Source organism: Sphingomonas sp. TX0543 (assembly GCF_048565505.1).
Classification (GTDB): domain Bacteria; phylum Pseudomonadota; class Alphaproteobacteria; order Sphingomonadales; family Sphingomonadaceae; genus Sphingomonas.
Genome location: NZ_JBLZUS010000002.1, coordinates 1,649,132 through 1,665,730 on the forward strand (window position 1 = coordinate 1,649,132; position 16,599 = coordinate 1,665,730).

Annotated in this window: 16 protein-coding genes and 1 riboswitch; of the genes, 12 read left to right on the plus strand and 4 right to left on the minus strand. The window is 67.0% G+C overall.

The annotated features are described in order from the left end of the window. Nucleotides 1-43 precede the first annotated feature (43 nt). From ACM61V_RS08530 to ACM61V_RS08550, 5 genes are all read left to right on the plus strand, one after another. The gene (locus ACM61V_RS08530; protein ID WP_137785890.1) at nt 44-511 is read left to right on the plus strand and encodes a hypothetical protein; all 468 of its coding nucleotides are present in this window, start codon (nt 44-46) and stop codon (nt 509-511) included. Nucleotides 512-513: 2 nt separating this feature from the next. After that, the gene (locus ACM61V_RS08535) at nt 514-915 is read left to right on the plus strand and encodes a nuclear transport factor 2 family protein (RefSeq protein WP_419713942.1); all 402 of its coding nucleotides are present in this window, start codon (nt 514-516) and stop codon (nt 913-915) included. Nucleotides 916-931: 16 nt separating this feature from the next. Next, the gene (locus tag ACM61V_RS08540) at nt 932-2,212 is read left to right on the plus strand and encodes an MFS transporter (RefSeq protein ID WP_137785888.1); all 1,281 of its coding nucleotides are present in this window, start codon (nt 932-934) and stop codon (nt 2,210-2,212) included. 160 nt (nt 2,213-2,372) lie between these two features. Further along, nucleotides 2,373-2,596, plus strand: a riboswitch (cobalamin riboswitch). A 126-nt stretch (nt 2,597-2,722) separates the two neighbouring features. Further along, nucleotides 2,723-3,706: a putative oxygenase MesX gene (locus ACM61V_RS08545; RefSeq protein WP_137785887.1), complete on the plus strand. Its 984-nt coding sequence runs from the start codon at nt 2,723-2,725 to the stop codon at nt 3,704-3,706. Between the two features lie 29 nt (nt 3,707-3,735). Then, on the plus strand, nt 3,736-4,764 hold the full coding sequence (locus ACM61V_RS08550; RefSeq protein ID WP_137785886.1) for a methionine synthase: 1,029 nt from the start codon (nt 3,736-3,738) through the stop codon (nt 4,762-4,764). A 149-nt stretch (nt 4,765-4,913) separates the two neighbouring features. Here ACM61V_RS08550 and ACM61V_RS08555 read toward each other — a convergent pair whose 3' ends face one another. After that, nucleotides 4,914-5,081, minus strand: coding sequence for a hypothetical protein (locus ACM61V_RS08555; protein WP_171007496.1), 168 nt, complete (start codon nt 5,079-5,081; stop codon nt 4,914-4,916). Nucleotides 5,082-5,539: 458 nt separating this feature from the next. Between ACM61V_RS08555 and ACM61V_RS08560 the strand changes: the two genes are divergently transcribed. Continuing rightward, entirely contained in the window at nt 5,540-6,175 is a 636-nt protein-coding gene (locus ACM61V_RS08560; RefSeq protein WP_137785885.1) for a glutathione S-transferase family protein, read from the plus strand. 122 nt (nt 6,176-6,297) lie between these two features. Here the strand turns inward: ACM61V_RS08560 and ACM61V_RS08565 are convergent, their stop codons facing one another. Continuing rightward, on the minus strand, nt 6,298-8,787 hold the full coding sequence (locus ACM61V_RS08565; RefSeq protein WP_137785884.1) for an ABC transporter permease: 2,490 nt from the start codon (nt 8,785-8,787) through the stop codon (nt 6,298-6,300). Beyond that, entirely contained in the window at nt 8,784-9,488 is a 705-nt protein-coding gene (locus ACM61V_RS08570) for an ABC transporter ATP-binding protein (protein WP_137785883.1), read from the minus strand. The genes ACM61V_RS08565 and ACM61V_RS08570 overlap by 4 nt, the downstream gene beginning before the upstream one ends. Between ACM61V_RS08570 and ACM61V_RS08575 the strand changes: the two genes are divergently transcribed. Together ACM61V_RS08575 and ACM61V_RS08580 are read left to right on the plus strand one after the other, a co-directional pair. Beyond that, nucleotides 9,476-10,141 (plus strand): arylesterase, encoded by a 666-nt coding sequence (locus ACM61V_RS08575; RefSeq protein ID WP_137785882.1) that lies wholly within the window; start codon nt 9,476-9,478, stop codon nt 10,139-10,141. The two genes, ACM61V_RS08570 and ACM61V_RS08575, sit on opposite strands and share 13 nt — an antisense overlap. 86 nt (nt 10,142-10,227) lie before the next feature. Next, nucleotides 10,228-11,991 carry a GGDEF domain-containing protein gene (locus tag ACM61V_RS08580; RefSeq protein ID WP_137785881.1) on the plus strand — a complete coding sequence of 588 codons (1,764 nt, stop codon included), beginning with the start codon at nt 10,228-10,230 and terminating at the stop codon, nt 11,989-11,991. Nucleotides 11,992-12,033: 42 nt separating this feature from the next. Here the strand turns inward: ACM61V_RS08580 and ACM61V_RS08585 are convergent, their stop codons facing one another. After that, nucleotides 12,034-13,122, minus strand: a complete 1,089-nt coding sequence (locus ACM61V_RS08585) for an MBL fold metallo-hydrolase (RefSeq protein ID WP_212742164.1) — start codon at nt 13,120-13,122, stop codon at nt 12,034-12,036. A 125-nt stretch (nt 13,123-13,247) separates the two neighbouring features. On the opposite strand from ACM61V_RS08585, the gene ACM61V_RS08590 reads away from it, so the two are divergent. Genes ACM61V_RS08590 through ACM61V_RS08605 form a run of 4 tightly spaced genes read left to right on the plus strand, consistent with a single transcriptional unit; the run spans nt 13,248 to nt 16,520 of the window. Continuing rightward, nucleotides 13,248-13,631, plus strand: a complete 384-nt coding sequence (locus tag ACM61V_RS08590) for a hypothetical protein (protein ID WP_137785880.1) — start codon at nt 13,248-13,250, stop codon at nt 13,629-13,631. Next, nucleotides 13,628-15,277, plus strand: a complete 1,650-nt coding sequence (locus ACM61V_RS08595) for a sulfatase-like hydrolase/transferase (protein ID WP_419713943.1) — start codon at nt 13,628-13,630, stop codon at nt 15,275-15,277. The genes ACM61V_RS08590 and ACM61V_RS08595 overlap by 4 nt, the downstream gene beginning before the upstream one ends. Then, complete coding sequence (locus ACM61V_RS08600; protein ID WP_137785878.1) at nt 15,277-15,864, plus strand: TetR/AcrR family transcriptional regulator; 588 nt, start codon at nt 15,277-15,279, stop codon at nt 15,862-15,864. Before ACM61V_RS08595 ends, ACM61V_RS08600 begins: the two co-directional genes overlap by 1 nt. Continuing rightward, nucleotides 15,861-16,520 carry a 2-hydroxychromene-2-carboxylate isomerase gene (locus ACM61V_RS08605; protein ID WP_137785877.1) on the plus strand — a complete coding sequence of 220 codons (660 nt, stop codon included), beginning with the start codon at nt 15,861-15,863 and terminating at the stop codon, nt 16,518-16,520. The genes ACM61V_RS08600 and ACM61V_RS08605 overlap by 4 nt, the downstream gene beginning before the upstream one ends. The last annotated feature ends 79 nt before the right edge of the window (nt 16,521-16,599 follow it).

Consider the following 16,599-nt stretch of genomic DNA (forward strand, 5'->3'; position numbering starts at 1 on the left):
ATATGAGAAGGGAGGATATTCGGGTGGATGTGAGCCTCCGTTCGTGACGGCACGTTGCCTCCATGTCGCGGCACGTCCGGTCGCTGACGACGGAACCGTCCGCCACGCCGTAACGTCCTTCCTGCGCGACATCGGTCTGACGACGATCTTCGGCAATCCCGGTTCGACCGAAATGCCGCTGCTGTTGGTCGGTCCGTTCCTGTTCGCCGAGCGACCGACCGGATCGCCGCAGCCGTTCGGCAAATGGGCGTGTGAGCCCGCGCGGGCGCAGGATGTTCCGGCGGCGATCGCGCGCGAGATCGAAAGCTCGCGGCCCTGTGCGATGGTCCACACGGTGATCAGCTACACCACGCAGGGCCGCAAGCTGAAGGCCGGCCCGTTCATGAAGAAGAGGTCGACGTTTTCCGACCGAGCCGCGCGTTCGCGCTGGCGACGGGACGGCGGATCGGCGGATCGGCGTCACCCGCCTGCCGCCGCGCACCTATGGTTTCGCAGTGGGATCGCGTTTTGATGATGGTGGGTGAATCGGACCGGATCGCGATAGAATGGGCCTGCACGACGCTCATCAACCGCTACGCCCTGTTGAACGACGCGGCGCGGTGGGAAGAGGTGGCCGCGATGTATGCGCAGGACGGGTCGATGACCCGTCCGACCGCGCCCGACGCGCCCATCGTCGGGCGCTCGGCGATACTGGCCGCGTTTCAGGCGCGTCCGCCTCGTACGACGCGACACGTCGTCGCCAACGTCGTGGTCGACGTGATCGACGAGACGCACGCCACCGCGTCCAGCGCGATGCTGCTGTTCACCGCGCCTGACGCGGCCCCGCTGGTCGGCGGCTTCGAAGACCGGTTGGTACTGACCCACGAGGGTTGGCGCTTCGCCGAGCGGCGCGGCACGCTGACCTTCCAACCCTGATGCGAGGATCCGTTCGATGAGCAATGCCGCCTGCCTATCCGCAGGACAGATGGGGTGGCGGCAGGTCGTCGCCGTCACCGTCGCGGTGCTTTTGAATGCGCTCGATGGATTCGATGTGCTTGCGATCACCTTTGCCGCGCCTGTCATCGCGCGCGAATGGGGGATCGACAATATCGCGCTGGGGGCGGCGATCTCCGCCGGGCTGGTGGGCATGACGATCGGATCGCTGCTGCTCGCTCCGGCAGGGGACAGGTTGGGACGACGCCCGCTCGTATTGTTCTGCGTCGCGATCATGGGTGCGGGGATGATGCTCACCGCCACTGCCACAACCGTCACCATGCTGTGCGTCTGGCGGGTTGTGACTGGTATCGGGATCGGCGGTATGCTGGCGGCGATCAACGCCGTCGTGGCCGAATTCTCCAACGAGCGACGGCGCGACTTCGCGATCGCGTTGATGACCGTCGGCTATCCGATCGGGGGGCTGGTCGGCGGGTTCGCATCGGCGGCGCTGGTCGCGGACGGGTGGCAGGCGATCTTCATCGCAGGCGGGGCGCTGACGCTGATCATGCTCCCGGTCGTCTGGCTCGCGATGCCAGAGTCCATCGCGCTGCTGGAACAGCGCGGGCGACCTGGCGATCGTGACCTCGCCGAGCGGCTGATGCGACGGCTGGGACACGAACCGTCGCGAGAAGTCGTCACACCCAAACCGGTCGCGCGACTGGCCACGATCGAGCTTTTCGCGGCAAGGCACCGCGCGCTGACGCTATGCCTGATCGTCAGCTATTTCCTGCACATCGTAACCTTCTATTTCTTCTCGGGCTGGTTGCCGAAGCTGATGACCGACCTCGGCTTCGCGACCCCCGATGCGATCCGCACGTCCGCGATCATGAGTATCGGCGGCGTCATCGGCGGCAGCCTGCTGGGCTGGTCGGCGCCGCGGTTCGGGCTGGGGCGGCTCGTCCCGCTGGTCATGGTCGGGACGACGATCACGATGGCTACTTTCGCGCAACTGAGCACGCTGGCGGCGTTGCAGATCGCGGCCTTTGCGACCGGGACGTGCGTTTTCGCCGGGATCGTCGGGCTTTACGCTCTGCTCGCCCGTGGCTTCCCGCCAGATCTGCGCGTTACCGGCACCGGGGTTGTCGTGGGCTTCGGGCGCGGCGGTGCGATCGTCGGGCCAGTGATCGGCGGCTTCCTGCTGCAGAGCGGCGTATCTCTCGGCACCTGCATCACCGTCGTCGGCCTGTTGTCGCTCGGCGCCGCGATTGCGGTGCGGGGGGCGGTCGCCCGCGTCTAGGGCGCGAATCTCCGGTTCAGGCTTGCTCCGCGGGCTCGCGACCCCGCTTCTAGTGACGCGCTGTTGCCTTGATGGCGCGTGTTCGCTGACCGTCGTCGCGCCTACCAACCAGCATATAAAGATATCTTTATATCATTATTGACAACCTCTGGCCGATGGTGTTGAACGGCCACGTCGAGGTTCCCCATCCCAGGCATGGCGATGGGGCTAAGACGGGAAGCCGGTGATGTCCTTCGGGGCAGAATCCGGCGCTGCCCCCGCAACTGTAAGCGGCGAGCGGCGGCTCCAATTCGTGTCACTGGGTTCCCGCAAGGAGCCTGGGAAGGCCGGAGCCACCGCGTTGACCCGTGAGCCAGGAGACCTGCCTTTCGACGCCATAACGTTCCTCGGACGGGGGTTCCTCCGGTGGATCGCGCTTGATGCGACGGTCCGTGGCTTGCCGCCATCCGGGCCTGTTCACGCCTTGAGCGCTTTCGCCTGACCTCCCCGCCCGCAAAGCCTGGGTGAGTCATGACGAATAGCGGGTTCACATTCTCGATCAGCAGCATCCCGTTCGACGAGGATTATCGTCCGGCCGACAACACGCGCATCACCACCAACTTCGCCAATCTCGCGCGCGGGGAAAGCCGCCAGGAGAATTTGCGCAACACGCTGGTGATGATCGACCACCGCTTCAACGCTCTGATGCACTGGGACAATCCCAGGGGCGATCGCTACACGCTGGAGCTGAAGATCGTCTCGGCCGCGCTCACGCTCGGAGATGGCGCGGACGACGAAGCATTTCCGCTGATCGAGATCCTGCACACCACCGTCACCGACCGGATCAGCGGCGAGCGCAGCGACGGGATGATCGGCAACAACTTCTCGTCCTATGTGCGCGATTACGATTTCAGCGTCGTCCTGCCGGATCACCTGCAGGCCGGTGGTGGCGGCGCGCCGGAGGGCTTCGGCGATCTGCACGGCAACCTGTTCAAGCATTTCCTCGGATCGAGCGCCTACCGCGACAATTTCAGCAAGCCCCCGGTCATCTGCCTCAGCGTATCGAGCAAGGAGGTGTATCGCCGGACCGCCAACGTGCATCCGATCCTCGGCGCCGAGTATCGCACCGACAAATTCTCGCCCACCGACCAGTATTTCGCAAAGATGGGCATGAAGGTGCGGTATTTCATGCCGCCGCACAGCGTCGCGCCGTTCGCCTTCTACCACACCGGCGATCTGGTCAGCGACTACACCAACCTCGAACTTGCCAGCACCATCGCCACGATGGAGACGTTCCAGAAAATCTATCGTCCGGAAATCTACAACGCGAATTCGGTCGCGGCGGAGCATTATCAGCCGAGCCTGAAGTATCAGGACTATTCGCTGACGCGCATCGTTTACGATCGCGAGGAGCGCAGCCGCCTCGCCGCCCAGCAGGGCAAGTTTGCCGAAGAGCATTTCATCAAGCCGCACTGGCCCACGCTCCAGCGCTGGTCCGCGACCTGCGGCCGCTGATCCCCACCCACACGACAGGTATTTGCATCATGACGACATTGTTGCCGACGACGACCGCGGGCAGCCTGCCCAAGCCATCCTGGCTGGCCCAGCCCGAGACCCTGTGGTCGCCCTGGAAGCTGGAGGGCGAGGAACTGGTCGCGGGGAAGCAGGATGCGCTGCGCCTGGCGGTCGACGATCAGCGGCAGGCCGGTATCGACATACTCGGCGACGGCGAACAGACCCGCCAGCATTTCGTCACGACGTTCATCGAGCATCTGGACGGCGTCGATTTCGAGAAGCGCGAGACGGTGCGTATCCGCAACCGCTATGACGCCAGCGTGCCGACCATCGCCGGCGCCGTCTCGCGCCCGACGTCGGTGTTCGTCGACGACGCCCGCTTCCTGCGCGCCCAGACCGATCAGCCGATCAAATGGACGCTGCCTGGGCCGATGACGATGATCGACACCCTGTACGACGCGCATTACCGGAGCCGCGAGAAGCTGGCATGGGAGTTCGCCTGCATCCTCAACGAGGAAGCGCGCGAGCTGGAGGCCGTCGGGGTCGACATCATCCAGTTCGACGAACCCGCCTTCAACGTGTTTTTCGACGAAGCGAACGACTGGGGCATCGCCACGCTGGAGCGCGCGGCCGAAGGGCTGAAGGCCGAGACCGCCGTCCACATCTGCTACGGCTATGGCATCAAGGCCAATACCGACTGGAAGAAGACGCTCGGCTCCGAATGGCGCCAGTATGAGGAAACCTTCCCGAACCTCCAGAAGTCGAAGATCGATATCATCTCGCTCGAATGTCAGAACTCGCGCGTGCCGATGGACCTGATCGAGCTGATCCGCGGCAAGAAGGTGATGGTCGGCGCCATCGACGTCTCGACGGACACGATCGAGACGCCGGAGCAGGTCGCCGACACGCTGCGCAACGCGTTGCGCTTCGTCGATGCCGACAAGCTCTACCCGGCCACCAACTGCGGCATGGCGCCGCTGTCGCGCGCCATCGCACGGGGAAAGCTGCAGGCGCTGGGTGCCGGTGCCGAAATCATGCGAAAGGAACTGGCGGCCTGAGCGACGGCCGACATCGTCCGGCGCGAACGATGCCGTGCCTTGCCTGAGGGTTTGCCCGGTGCCGTTGATCCCGCCCGCTCATGATGATGAGGGGCGGGATCAACGGCACGGGGAAATCGATGCACAAGCGGTTCGCACGCGCCTGCGCGTCACGGTGACCGCCAGGCCGGGTTATCGTCTGTGAAGGTCACATCGTTAGCCGGGCGCGGATCGACGCCCACATCCTCGCGATTGTCGGGATGGTGGTGATCGCCGCGATCGTCCACGTCCCGGCGCGCTGCGAAGGACGTGCTCGGCATCGTGGTGCGCGCTGCCATCGCGCTCCTCTTCTTCATCTACGGCGCGCGGATGTCTCGACCGGCGATCTGGACGGGCGTCCTCCACCGGCGGCAGCGCTCGCTGGTGTTCGCGACGATATACGTCCGACGCTTCAGCCGCTCTGGTAAGACGGGACGCCACTCGATCGGATCTCAAACAAGGTCTGCTCCCAATTCAGCAGCCCAGTCCCGCACCTACGTGCAAGCTTCTCACCAAAAGGAGTGAACCGCTCCGGGTTTGCCGGAGGCCATGCGGCATGGTTGGGAGCCCGCGAAGCATTCGCTTCCGAAAAGATCGCTAAAAATGGAACTGGATATCGGTTTGAGTGTGGCTCCCTCCGTCTCCGCCATTATTGCCGGTCGCCGCTTGCCGACAATCACACCGGTGCGGGCTGTGGCGTGGCGCGCATTTCCGGGGCACAACGGCTTCTGCGTTACGAAACATCAGGAGAGGTTGCATGCTCGTGGTCCATCATCTCGGGCTTTCGCAGTCCGAACGGATCGTCTGGCTCTGCGAGGAGCTCGGGTTGGAATATGAGCTGAAGCGGTACGATCGCCGCGCGGACAACCGGCTCGCCCCTGATTCCTACAAGGCGCTTCATCCGATGGGGATCGCCCCGGTAATCTCCGACGGCGATCTGGTGCTCGGTGAAAGCGCCGCGATCTGTGACTATATCAACGCGCGCTACGGTGGCGGGCGGCTGAGCCCCAGGCCGGACGACGCGGATTTCGCGGACTATCTGTTCTGGTTCCACTGGTCGAACGCCACATACATGGCGACCAAGATGATCGCCATGGGGATAGCGTTCAGTGGTGGCGACGCCGCGAAAGTGCCGTTCGTTGCGGAACGCGCGCAGCGAAGCGAGGAATTGCTAGAACGGCGGCTCGGCGAGGCACCTTTCCTCGCCGGTGAGCGGCTGTCGCTGGCCGACATCATGATGGTCTACAGTCTCACGACATCGCGCGCGTTCGGAGCGGCGCCGCTGACCGGCCTGGACAACACCCAGGCTTATCTTCGCCGCATCGCCGATCGGCCGGCATACCAGCAGGCGATGGCCAAGGCGGAGCCGGGAATGCGGCCGATGATCGACTGACGTCGCCATCGCGCCCGCCGCGCGGGATCAGGGGCTCGCGTGACCTGCCGTCGACTCACGCGAGACCAGGCGGCGGGGCCAGCGATATGACGGCAGCAATCCCGTTCAGCCCGGACGGCCGCTCACAATTCCCGTAGCGCTTCGGCAGGGCGCGCGCGCAGGGCTGGCAGGCTTCCCGCCACGCCGGTGCCGAGCGTCACCGCCATCGCCGCGACAAGCGTCGCCGCGACGGTATCCCAGCGCGGCGCCCAGCCGATCGCGAACACCTGCGTGACAACGTACCATCCGGCACCCGCGCCGATCGTCAGCGCGACGACGGCGAGAAGCAGCGACAGGATCGCATATTCGATCGCCTGCGCGCCAAGCACCTGCGCCCGGCTGCCACCGAGCAGCTTGAGGATCACCGCGTCGTAACGTCGCGCGCGGCCCGACGCCGAGACCGCACCGATCAGCACCGCGATTCCCGCCGCCACCGTCACGGCCGCCGCCGCGCGGATCGCGACCGCGACCTGGCCGAGCACCGCGCCGAGCTGACCGATGACGTCGCCGACGCGGATCAACGTGACAGATGGCAGCGCCGCCGCCACGCTCCGAGCGACCGCGCCGTCGTGTGCGGGCGCGGCATAGACACTGGCGAGCAGCCCGTGCGGCGCCTCCTCGATATAACCGGGGGAGAAGATGATCGCGAAATTCAGGCCCAGCCCGCCCCAGTCGATCTTGCGCAGTGCGGCGATGCGGGCGGGCACGTCCACACCGAGCACGGATATCGTGACGCTGTCGCCGATCTTGAGGCCAAGCGCGCTGGCGGCCTTGTCCTCCAGCGATACGAGCGGCGGGCCGCGATAATTCGATGGCCACCACTGGCCTGCGACGATGGCGTTGCGCGGCGGCAGCGTCGCCGACCAGGTGATCGTGCGGTCGCCGCGCAATACCCACGCGCCTTCCGGCAGCGTCTTCATGTCCGCCACGCGCTGCCCGCGCAATGCCACGATCGAACCGCGCAGCGACGGCAGCGTCTCGATCGTCGCGCCCGGCGCCGCGCGATCGACCGCCCGCCTGAAAGCCACGGCATCATCGGGCTGGAGATCGATCGCAAAGAAGCGCGGGGCTTTGGCCGGCGCGGCGTTTCGCAGTTCGGACGACAGGCTGGAATCGATCACGGCCAGCGCGACGAACAGCGAAAAGCCCAGCCCCAGCGCCACCACCAGCCGGTCGGTCTGTGCGCCGGGCCGGTGGAGGTTGGCGATCGCCAGCCGGATCAGCGGCGCTTTCGGGCGTGGCAAGCGCGATGCCAGGAAGCGCAGCGAAATGCCGACAAGCCAAAGCAACACGATCAACGCGCCGACAGCGCCGACGAAGCCGAGCGCGAGCAGCCGGTCCGATGCTGTCAGCACCGCCAGCGCGACCAGCGCGGCGGCCAAGGCCGCCATCAGCGCGATGATAACAGGCGCAGGCCAGCGGCGCGGCGCCAGTGCATCCCGCAGCAACGTGGCGGCGGGCACGTCGCGCGCACGCGCCAGCGCGGGGATCGCAAACAGCAGCGCAACCAGCACCGCCAGCAGCGCGGCGGTCGCCAGCGGCACTGGATAAAGCGCCAGCCGTGGCGGCACCGGCAGCGCAGCGCCGGCCACGGCCGTGATGATCCACGGCACCGCCGCACCGACCGCAAGGCCACCCGTCACGCCCACCGCCGCGACGATGCCGAGCTGCGCCAGGAAAATCCCCGCGATCGTTTGCGAGCGTGCGCCGAGCACTTTCAGCGTCGCGATGATCCGCGTCTTGCCGGCAAGGTACGCCGCAACCCCGCTGCCGACCCCGACGCCGGCGATCGCCAGCGCTGCCAGCCCGACCAGCAGAAGGAACTGCCCGAACTGATCGATGCCGCGCCGCAGGCCGCCCGCGGCGCGGTCGCTGGTCCTGGCGGTCCACCCCGCGCCCGCAAGCCGCTTGAGCAACCGGTCGCGCACGATGCCCGCGCTGGCGGGATCGGGCAGGGCGATACGGTAGCGGCTTTCGTAGAGGCTGCCGGGCTGGACGAGCGCCGTAGCCTCCAGCCCCGCGATGTCGATGATCGCGGGCGGCCCCAGCGCGAATCCCGCGCCAAGCCGGTCGGGCTCGTCGGCGATCAGCCCGATCACGCGCAGGCGCGCCGCTCCGACGCGCAAGCTATCGCCCGGCTTGACGCCCAGCCGCTCGGCCAGCGCAGGGGCGATCGCGATCTCGCGGCCTCGCGGTCGATCCGACAGGGCGCCAGCCGCCAGCCGGAATCGCCCCACCAGCGGCCATGCCGCATCCGTGCCGCGTAGATCGACAAGCGTCGCCGGCCCGCCCGCATCCGCCATCGCGCGCATTGATATTGCTTCGGAGACACGGCCGGCCGACGCGAACGCCGCCAGCTCTTCCACCGTCGCGCGGCGCTGCGATACGAGCAACTCCACGTCGCCGCCCAGGATCTGCCGTCCGTTCGCATCGAGCGCCGCCACCATGCTGGCGGCAAGGCTGCCGATCCCCGCCAGCGCCGCCGTGCCAAGGAACAGGCACACCGCAAGAAGCAGCAACCCGCGCCCGCCGCGCCGCAGATCGCGCAATGCCAGCCGCCAGACGGTGCTCAAGCGGTGCGCCGATCGTCGATGATCCGGCCATCCGCCAGATCGATCACGCGGGCGCAGCGCGCCGCCAGCGCCGGATCGTGGGTGATGATGAACAGGGTCGTGCCGCTCGCGGCGTGGCGCGCGAACAGCAGATCCATGATCGCGGCGCCCGTGGCGGTGTCGAGGTTGCCGGTCGGCTCGTCGGCGAAGATCAGCGCGGGCCGCGAGACGAGGGCGCGGGCGATCGCGACCCGCTGCTGCTCGCCGCCTGAAAGCTGCGCGGGATAATGATCGATGCGATGCGCCAGCCCGACAGCGGCAAGCTCGGCCGTGGCGCGCGCGAACGCCTCCGGCTCGCCGGCGAGTTCGAGCGGCACCGCCACATTCTCAAGCGCCGTCATCGTCGGCAACAGGTGAAATGCCTGGAGCACGATGCCAATCCGCCCTCGCCGCGCAATGGCCAGGGCATCCTCGTCCAGGGCCGAGAAATCCAGATCCGCCACGCGCACCGTGCCGCCGCTCGGCCGCTCCAGCCCGGCAAGGATCGCCATCAGCGATGATTTGCCCGATCCTGACGGGCCGAGCAGCGCGACGCTCTCGCCGGCTTCGACGCGCAGATCGATCGCGCGCAGGATTTCCACCCGCGCGGGCGCGCGGCCGAGCGCAAGGGATACGTTGCGCGCTTCGATCAGCGCGCTATCGGGGAGGGATGATCGGGTCACGGTTCAAGCGATATGGACGGCGATGGGCAATTGTCCATCTCGCATTGCTGTTGTTCGCCGGTATCGTGCCGGCCGCGCAGGCCGCGCCGCGCGCGCCGCTGATCTGGGCGTTCGGCGACAGCCTGAGCGCAGGCTATGGCCTGCCCCCCGCGCAGGGCTTTACCGCGCAGTTGCAGGCGGCGCTCCGCCGCGCCGGTGTAGCCGCCACGGTGCGCAACGGCGGTGTCGCCGGGGATACGGCCGCGCAGGCCCGCGCGCGCCTGCGATGGGGCCTGCGGGGCTTGGGAGCGACGCCTGATCTGGTGATCGTCGAGCTTGGCGCGAACGATATGCTGCGCGGCCTGCCGGTGGCGCAGGCGCGCGCGAATCTCGATGCGATCCTGATCGAGCTGCGCAACCGCCGCATCCCGGTGCTGCTCGCCGGGATGCGCGCCGCGCCAAATCTCGGCCCCGATTACGTCCGGGCGTTCGACGGCATGTATCCTGCACTGGCCAGGGCGCATCGCACGCCGCTCTATCCGTTCTTTCTCGATGGTGTGGCGGCGAATCCGCGCCTGCTTCAGCCCGACGGGCTGCATCCCAACGCCCGAGGCGTGACGATCATCGTCGCGCGCCTGCTGCCAAGCGTGCGTCGAGCGCTGTCAACGGGATAGCGCGACGGGCCTTGCTGCCGCTAAATTGTTGCAGCTGGGCGAAAAGAGTAAAGCTTTGCCAACCCTTTCGTGCCACAGGCGCGGTCATGAGGGCGTTCGCAAAACGGCGGGTGACTATATCGTGCCGGTTGGCGCTGGCGCTTCTCGCGTTGCTCTGCGGCCTCTCCGCCGAGGCACGCGCGGTGAACGCCAAGCCCGCGTCATGCTACGCCGTCACCGATCGCGCGGCGGCGGACAGCATCCTGTCGTCATTGCGCTTTTCGTGCACCGGTACGCCGCGCGACTATCAGCGCGGGAGCCTGTGGATCACGGTGCGGCTGGATCGTCTGCCGCTCGACCCGCGCGATCTTGCGTTGCTGATCCACCAGTCGCGCTTCGATCGCCTCGCGGTGGGATTCACCTACGCTGACGGGACCATGCGCTGGCAGGAGGTGAGGGGGGGCCGTTTCGGCGCCCACTGGCGCGCCGGTGGCCAGATCCTGTTCGAAGCACCGGAGGAGGCAACGCCGGTCACCGCCGTGACGATGCGACTGGACCGGCTGGCCGCATACGAACTCGTGCACGCGCGCCTCATGCCCAGGGGCGAAGCGGCGATGCAGGCGATGGGGCTGGCCGCCGCCGTCGGTGCGGCGCTGATGCTGTTGCTGATCGGCGCCGTCTACACATTGTCGCTCGCGATCGCGGTGCGTCGTCCGTATCTTGGCTGGCACGGCGCATGGGCGGTGTGCATGTTGCTGTGGGGGTTGGTCTGGTCGCAGTTTCATCTCTTGCTGCTGCCCGGCATGGCGGGCAGTGCTTCCGCGCAACTCTGTACCTTTCTTTCCTGCCTCGCCGTCACGCTGGCGACGATGAGCGCGCTGACGTCCTTCGCGACGGGGCTGGTGCCACGCGCGTTGAAGCGGGCGACGCTCGTGCTCGGCGGCGCGGTGGCGATCGCAGGAGTGCCGATCGCCTTGGTGCGTGGCGGCGATCTGATGATGCTCGGCGCCGCGCTCGGCTATCTTATAGTTGCCGATCTGCTGGCGGTTTCGGCATGCGTTGCGCTGGCGTGGCGACGCGGGGCGCGCGAGGCGCGCGATTTCGCGGCGGCGTGGTCCGTGCCGATGGCGACGTTGGCGTCGATCCAGTTCGTCGATATCGACGACAGTTTCTGGGGGGGCGGTTCGAAGCTGGTGATCCTGCTCGCCGCGACGTGGCAGACGCTATGGCTGGTCATCGCGGTGACGCGGCGGCTGGGCCGGCTGCGGATCGAACGCGATCGCGCCCGCGCCGGCGAGGTTCAGGCCTATGAGCTGGCGCGGCGCGATTCATTGACCGGGTTGCGCAACCGGCGCGGCTTTGTGGAAAGCGTCGCCCCGCTGCTCAATCGCGCGCGCGCCGACGGGCTGCCGGCAGCATTGCTGCTGGTCGATATCGATCGCTTCAAATCGATCAACGACATGCACGGTCATGAGGCCGGGGACGCGGTGTTGAACCGGGTCGGCCGGCGTATCGCATCGTGGGAGGGGGCGATGTGCACCGTGGGCCGGATCGGCGGGGAGGAGTTCGCCCTGCTCAGTATCGGCCTGGAGGGCGCGGTGCTTGAGCGTTTCGCGGAGAGCGTGCGCGCCGGGATCGCCGATTGCGATCACAGCGACCGGATCGGCGGAAAAGCAGTTACCGCCAGCATCGGCGTGGCGGAAACGCATCCGGCCGCCGAATTCGGGCTGCTGTTCAAGCTATCCGACGAGGCGCTTTATGATGCCAAGCGCGGCGGCCGCAATCAGGTGGTATTGCGCCGGCTGCTGCTGGAAGAACCGGCGCGGCCAGAGCGGCGCGGAAGCGGACGTCCGTTCGCCGGCCGGCGTTGATCGTGCCTCCCGCCCAGTCGAAAGGCTGCGCGCGGTGCGCCGTCAGCGCACCGGCCAGCGGCGGAACTCCATCCCAGTGCGGCCGGCGGGCAGGCTGAAGACCATGCCGTCCTCACCCACGGTGATCGTCCCGCCGAAGCGTTGTCGCGCGCTGCCGAGGAAAGCGGGGTACATCACCCGTGACGGGAGCGGTGGAATGTTGTGGCTGAAGACGAGGTTCCTCACCCCGGCCGCCTGCGCTTCCGCAGCGGCATCCTCCGGCGAGGTGTGATAGTTCAGGATATCCCGCGTGATCTTGGTCAGCCCCGGCTGGCCGCGTCGTGCCAGCGCCTCCGTCATCAACCCCACGAGGCGGGGTTGCAGCCCTTCATGCACGAGCAGGTCAGCGCCCTGCGCGTTGCGGGCGATCGATCGGGTGGCGCTGGTATCGCCGCTGAAAACGATCGAGCGCCCCTTGTACGTGAAGCGGTAGCCGACGGCCGGCTCGACCGGCCCGTGATCGACGCGAAAGGCGGTGACGGTGAGGCCGTCGCCTTCGAAAACTTTCACGGGTGACCAGTCGCCACGAGGGGGCAGCGCAAATGGCAATCCCCGTCCGCCAGCGCCGGACGGCGGGGCGACTCCTGCGCCATGGTGCGCGGTGCGGAAGCCCGAATCGATCGCATAGGCCCGATCGAAGCCGGCGACGACGCTATCGGTGCCGGCTGGCCCGTGCACGGGTAGCGGGCGCGTGCGCGCCGCGCCAGTCCAGGCATAGAGCATCATTGGCCCGAGGCCATCGATATGATCGGAATGGAGATGCGTCAGGAACACCGCCTCGATCCTGCCAGTGGGAATGCCCATCAGCATGATGTTGCGCGCGCCTCCTTCGCCCGCGTCGACGGCGAAGACATGTCGGCCCGCGATCAAGACGCTGCATGTTCCGGCGCGGGTCGGGTCCGGCATCGGGGAGCCGGAGCCGCACAACGCCACGTGGAGGCCATCGGGCAGCTCTCGCGTGACGTCCACGCCGGCACGGGCATCGATCGCGGCGCGCGCGGCGCCCCGGCCGACCGCGCCGGGAAACGCTGCCACAGCAAGGGTCAGCGCGAGCGCCACGCCGCCGCCCACCCATCCGATCGCGCGCATCATCCTGCCCTCCGACAATTACCTGAACGACAGGATACGCGATATTATGGCATTATCAATGCCGATACCTTGCGGATCGCACCGCGCGTGTTAGGATTGCGTCGAAGACGAACGGGGAGGATGAAATGATGACTCAGCTATCGCGGGTGCTGGTGGCGCTGGTCGGCTTGTTCAACGTCATCTTGGGGCTTGGCTTCCTGCTCGATCCGGCGGGCTCGGCGCTGCGCTTCTTCCTGTCGCCGCTCGGGACGCAGGGGATGGCGACCCTGCGCGCCGACTTCACCGCGTTCTTCGTGGTCGGCGGCGTGTTTGCGGTAATCGGCGCCTGGCGGCGCGAGGGTGGGCCGCTGCTGGTGCCGATCGCGTTGCTCGCCGTGGCCATCACGGGGCGAGCGGTCAGCCTGATCGCGGACGGCGCGGCCGCGACGGCTTTTCCGCCGATGGTGGTGGAAGCGCTGATGATTGCGCTGCTGCTTTTCGGGCGCCGCGCTTTTGCGGGCGCGCGGCCATGAAGCGCTGGAAGAAGATCGCGCTCGGCACCGTCGGCGCGGCGGCGGTCGCCGGGTTTGCGGCGAAAGATTATGTGCTGCTGCATCTGCCCGGCTGGCTCGCGCCGCGTGTGCATCCGTTCCGCGAGATCGCCTGGCAACCTGGGCCGGCAAGGCCATTGCTGCCGCCCGCGCAACGGCCGCCCAACATCGTGCTGATCGTGGCGGATGACCTTGGATACAACGATATCAGCTTCAACGGCGGAGGCGTGGCGCGGGGATTGCTCAAGACGCCGAACATTGACGCGATCGGGCAGCAGGGCGCCAGCTTCGCGCAAGGCTATGCCGGGAACGCCACCTGCGCGCCATCGCGCGCGGCCTTGTTGACCGGGCGTTATCCGACGCGCTTCGGATTTGAGTTCACGCCGACCGATACGCGCTTTGCCAAGACGATCGCGGGCTTTCCGAGCAAATGGCAGTACAAGACGATTCTCGATCAGGCGGCGGTTGACCATGATCCCCCGCCTGATGCGAAGGGTATCCCGACCAGCGAGCGCACGATCGCCGACATGTTGCGTGGCGGCGGCTATCACAGCATCCATCTCGGCAAATGGCATTTGGGTGGAGAGCGCGGGATGCGCCCGGAGCAGCGCGGCTTCGACGAGAGCCTCGGTTTCATCATCGGCGCGCAGATGTTCATGGATCAGCGCGATCCGAACGTCGTGAATGCGCAGCAGGATTTCGATCCGATCGACAAATACCTTTGGGCGAACCTGCCGTTCAGCGTGCAATATAACGGCGGCGAGCGCTTTCATCCCGATCGCTATATGACCGATTATCTGACGCATCAGGCGATCCGCGCGATCGACGCAAATCGCAACCGGCCGTTCTTCCTCTATCTCGCCTATAACGCGCCGCACACGCCGCTTCAGGCGCTGAAGAGCGATTATGACGCGCTATCGGCGATCCCCGATCACCGCACGCGCGTCTATGCCGCGATGATCCGCGCGCTCGATCGCGGGGTGGGGCAGGTGATGCAGGCGCTGAAGGCGCGCGGGCTGGACGATAACACGCTGGTGATCTTCACCAGCGACAACGGCGGCGCACATTACATCGGGCTGCCCGAGATCAACCGACCGTATCGAGGCTGGAAGGCGACCTTCTTCGAGGGTGGAATCCGCGTGCCGTTCTTCATGCGCTGGCCGGCGAAGATCGCGCCGGGCACGCGGGTGAACGGCCCGGTCAGCCATTTCGATGTCTTCGCCACCGCCACCGCCGCTGCCGGCATGAAGCCACCAGCGGATCGCGTGATCGACGGGATCGACCTCGCGCCCTATGTCGATGCGCGCCACCAGCCGATGCCGCGGCGTACCCTGTTCTGGAAGAGTGGCGCCTATCAGGCGGTGCGCGATGGCGATGCCAAGTTGCAGCTGCTCGATATCCCGCGCCAGTCGCTGCTCTATGAGCTGAAGGGCGACCCGACCGAACAGCGCGACGTTGCCGCCGCCAATCCGGCGGAGGTGAGGCGACTGACCGCGCTGGTCCGCGCGCATGATGCCGAACAGGTAAAGCCTTCCTGGCCGGCGCTGATCCGCTCGCCGATCGCGATCGATCGGCCGTTGGGCACGCCACCGCGCAATGGCGAAACCTATATCTACTGGTCGAACTGATGGCGGCGGAGGATGGGCGGCACAAGCGATCGGAGGCAAGCCGGCGCAAGATCATCGCGGCGATGGTCGCGCTGGTGGGCGAGGGTGATCCCGCGCCCGCCGCCGAGAAGATCGCTGCTCGCGCCGGCGTGGGGCTGCGCACGGTTTTCCGCCAGTTTGCGGACATGGAGGCGATCTACGCGGGCATGGCCGAGCGGCTGGCGGACGAATATCGGAACTGGCTGGACCCGTTCACCGCGACTGACTGGCGCGGTCAGCTGGCCGAAATGATCGAGCGCCGGCTCGAAACCTATGAGCGGCTGATGCCGTACAAGCGCGCCGCCGACGCGCATCGTCATGCCTCCGCGACGATCCAGCAGCGACATGCCGTCGTGGTGGCGACGATGCGCGCCCGCTTGCAGGGATTGTTGCCGCCGGCGATCGCCGGTGATGAGATCGGGCTCGAGACGATCGACCTGATGCTGAGCTTCGAAACCTGGCAGCGGCTGCGGCTGGATCAGGGCCTTCCGGTGCCGCGTGCGCGGATGGTGGTGGAAAGCGCGGTCGCACGGGTGCTCGCTTCGCACCAAGAGGAACCTGCGGCATGACGCTGGATTATGAGTGTTTCTGGTCGTTCCGATCGCCCTACAGCTATTTCGTCACGCCGCGACTGGTGGCACTGGAGCGGGATTTCGATGTGCGTTGCAATCTGCGTGTCGTGCGTCCGATTGCGGTGCGTCAGCCGGAATTCTTCAGCAACGGCGATCCCCTCTGGGTAAGCTATCTGATGCGCGATACCGTGCGGACGGCAGCCTTTCTGGGCCTGCCTTATCGCTGGCCGCGCCCGGATCCGGTCGTCATGGACATGGCGACGCGCAGTTACCCGCAGGAGCAGCCCTATATCCACCGCCTCAGCCGGCTGGGTCAGCTTGCGGCGGAGCGCGGACGCGGCTTGCCATTCGTCGCGGCGGTCAGCCACCTGATCTGGAGCGGCATTGTCGACAATTGGCATGAGGGCGATCATCTGGCGCGCGCGATCGCAGGCGCGGGCCTGGACCTCGCCGAAATGGACCGGGTGGTAACCGCGGAAGGCGGCCGGCTCGCCGCAGCGATCGAGGCGAACGAGGCCGATCAGCGCGCTGCCGGCCATTATGGCGTCCCACTGATGGCGTTCGGCGGAGAGCCGTTCTTCGGGCAGGACCGTTTCGATCAGCTCGTCTGGCGGATGAAGCAGGCCGGGCTGGAGGCGCGGGGCGGGCGATGAGGTCTGCCCCGGTGTAACGCCACCTGCCCCTTGCGTTATCCCCGCGAACGGTTTCTTGTGGTGCGAAACAGAGAACGGC

Bases quoted from the DNA above. Each gene is read 5' to 3' on its own strand.
- ACM61V_RS08535 (WP_419713942.1), top strand. From the start codon at position 514: ATGGTGGGTGAATCGGACCGGATCGCGATAGAATGGGCCTGCACGACG.
- ACM61V_RS08540 (WP_137785888.1), top strand. From the start codon at position 932: ATGAGCAATGCCGCCTGCCTATCCGCAGGACAGATGGGGTGGCGGCAG.
- ACM61V_RS08545 (WP_137785887.1), top strand. From the start codon at position 2,723: ATGACGAATAGCGGGTTCACATTCTCGATCAGCAGCATCCCGTTCGAC.
- ACM61V_RS08550 (WP_137785886.1), top strand. From the start codon at position 3,736: ATGACGACATTGTTGCCGACGACGACCGCGGGCAGCCTGCCCAAGCCA.
- ACM61V_RS08555 (WP_171007496.1), bottom strand. From the start codon at position 5,081: ATGGCAGCGCGCACCACGATGCCGAGCACGTCCTTCGCAGCGCGCCGG.
- ACM61V_RS08560 (WP_137785885.1), top strand. From the start codon at position 5,540: ATGCTCGTGGTCCATCATCTCGGGCTTTCGCAGTCCGAACGGATCGTC.
- ACM61V_RS08575 (WP_137785882.1), top strand. From the start codon at position 9,476: ATGATCGGGTCACGGTTCAAGCGATATGGACGGCGATGGGCAATTGTC.
- ACM61V_RS08580 (WP_137785881.1), top strand. From the start codon at position 10,228: ATGAGGGCGTTCGCAAAACGGCGGGTGACTATATCGTGCCGGTTGGCG.
- ACM61V_RS08585 (WP_212742164.1), bottom strand. From the start codon at position 13,122: ATGATGCGCGCGATCGGATGGGTGGGCGGCGGCGTGGCGCTCGCGCTG.
- ACM61V_RS08590 (WP_137785880.1), top strand. From the start codon at position 13,248: ATGACTCAGCTATCGCGGGTGCTGGTGGCGCTGGTCGGCTTGTTCAAC.
- ACM61V_RS08595 (WP_419713943.1), top strand. From the start codon at position 13,628: ATGAAGCGCTGGAAGAAGATCGCGCTCGGCACCGTCGGCGCGGCGGCG.
- ACM61V_RS08600 (WP_137785878.1), top strand. From the start codon at position 15,277: ATGGCGGCGGAGGATGGGCGGCACAAGCGATCGGAGGCAAGCCGGCGC.
- ACM61V_RS08605 (WP_137785877.1), top strand. From the start codon at position 15,861: ATGACGCTGGATTATGAGTGTTTCTGGTCGTTCCGATCGCCCTACAGC.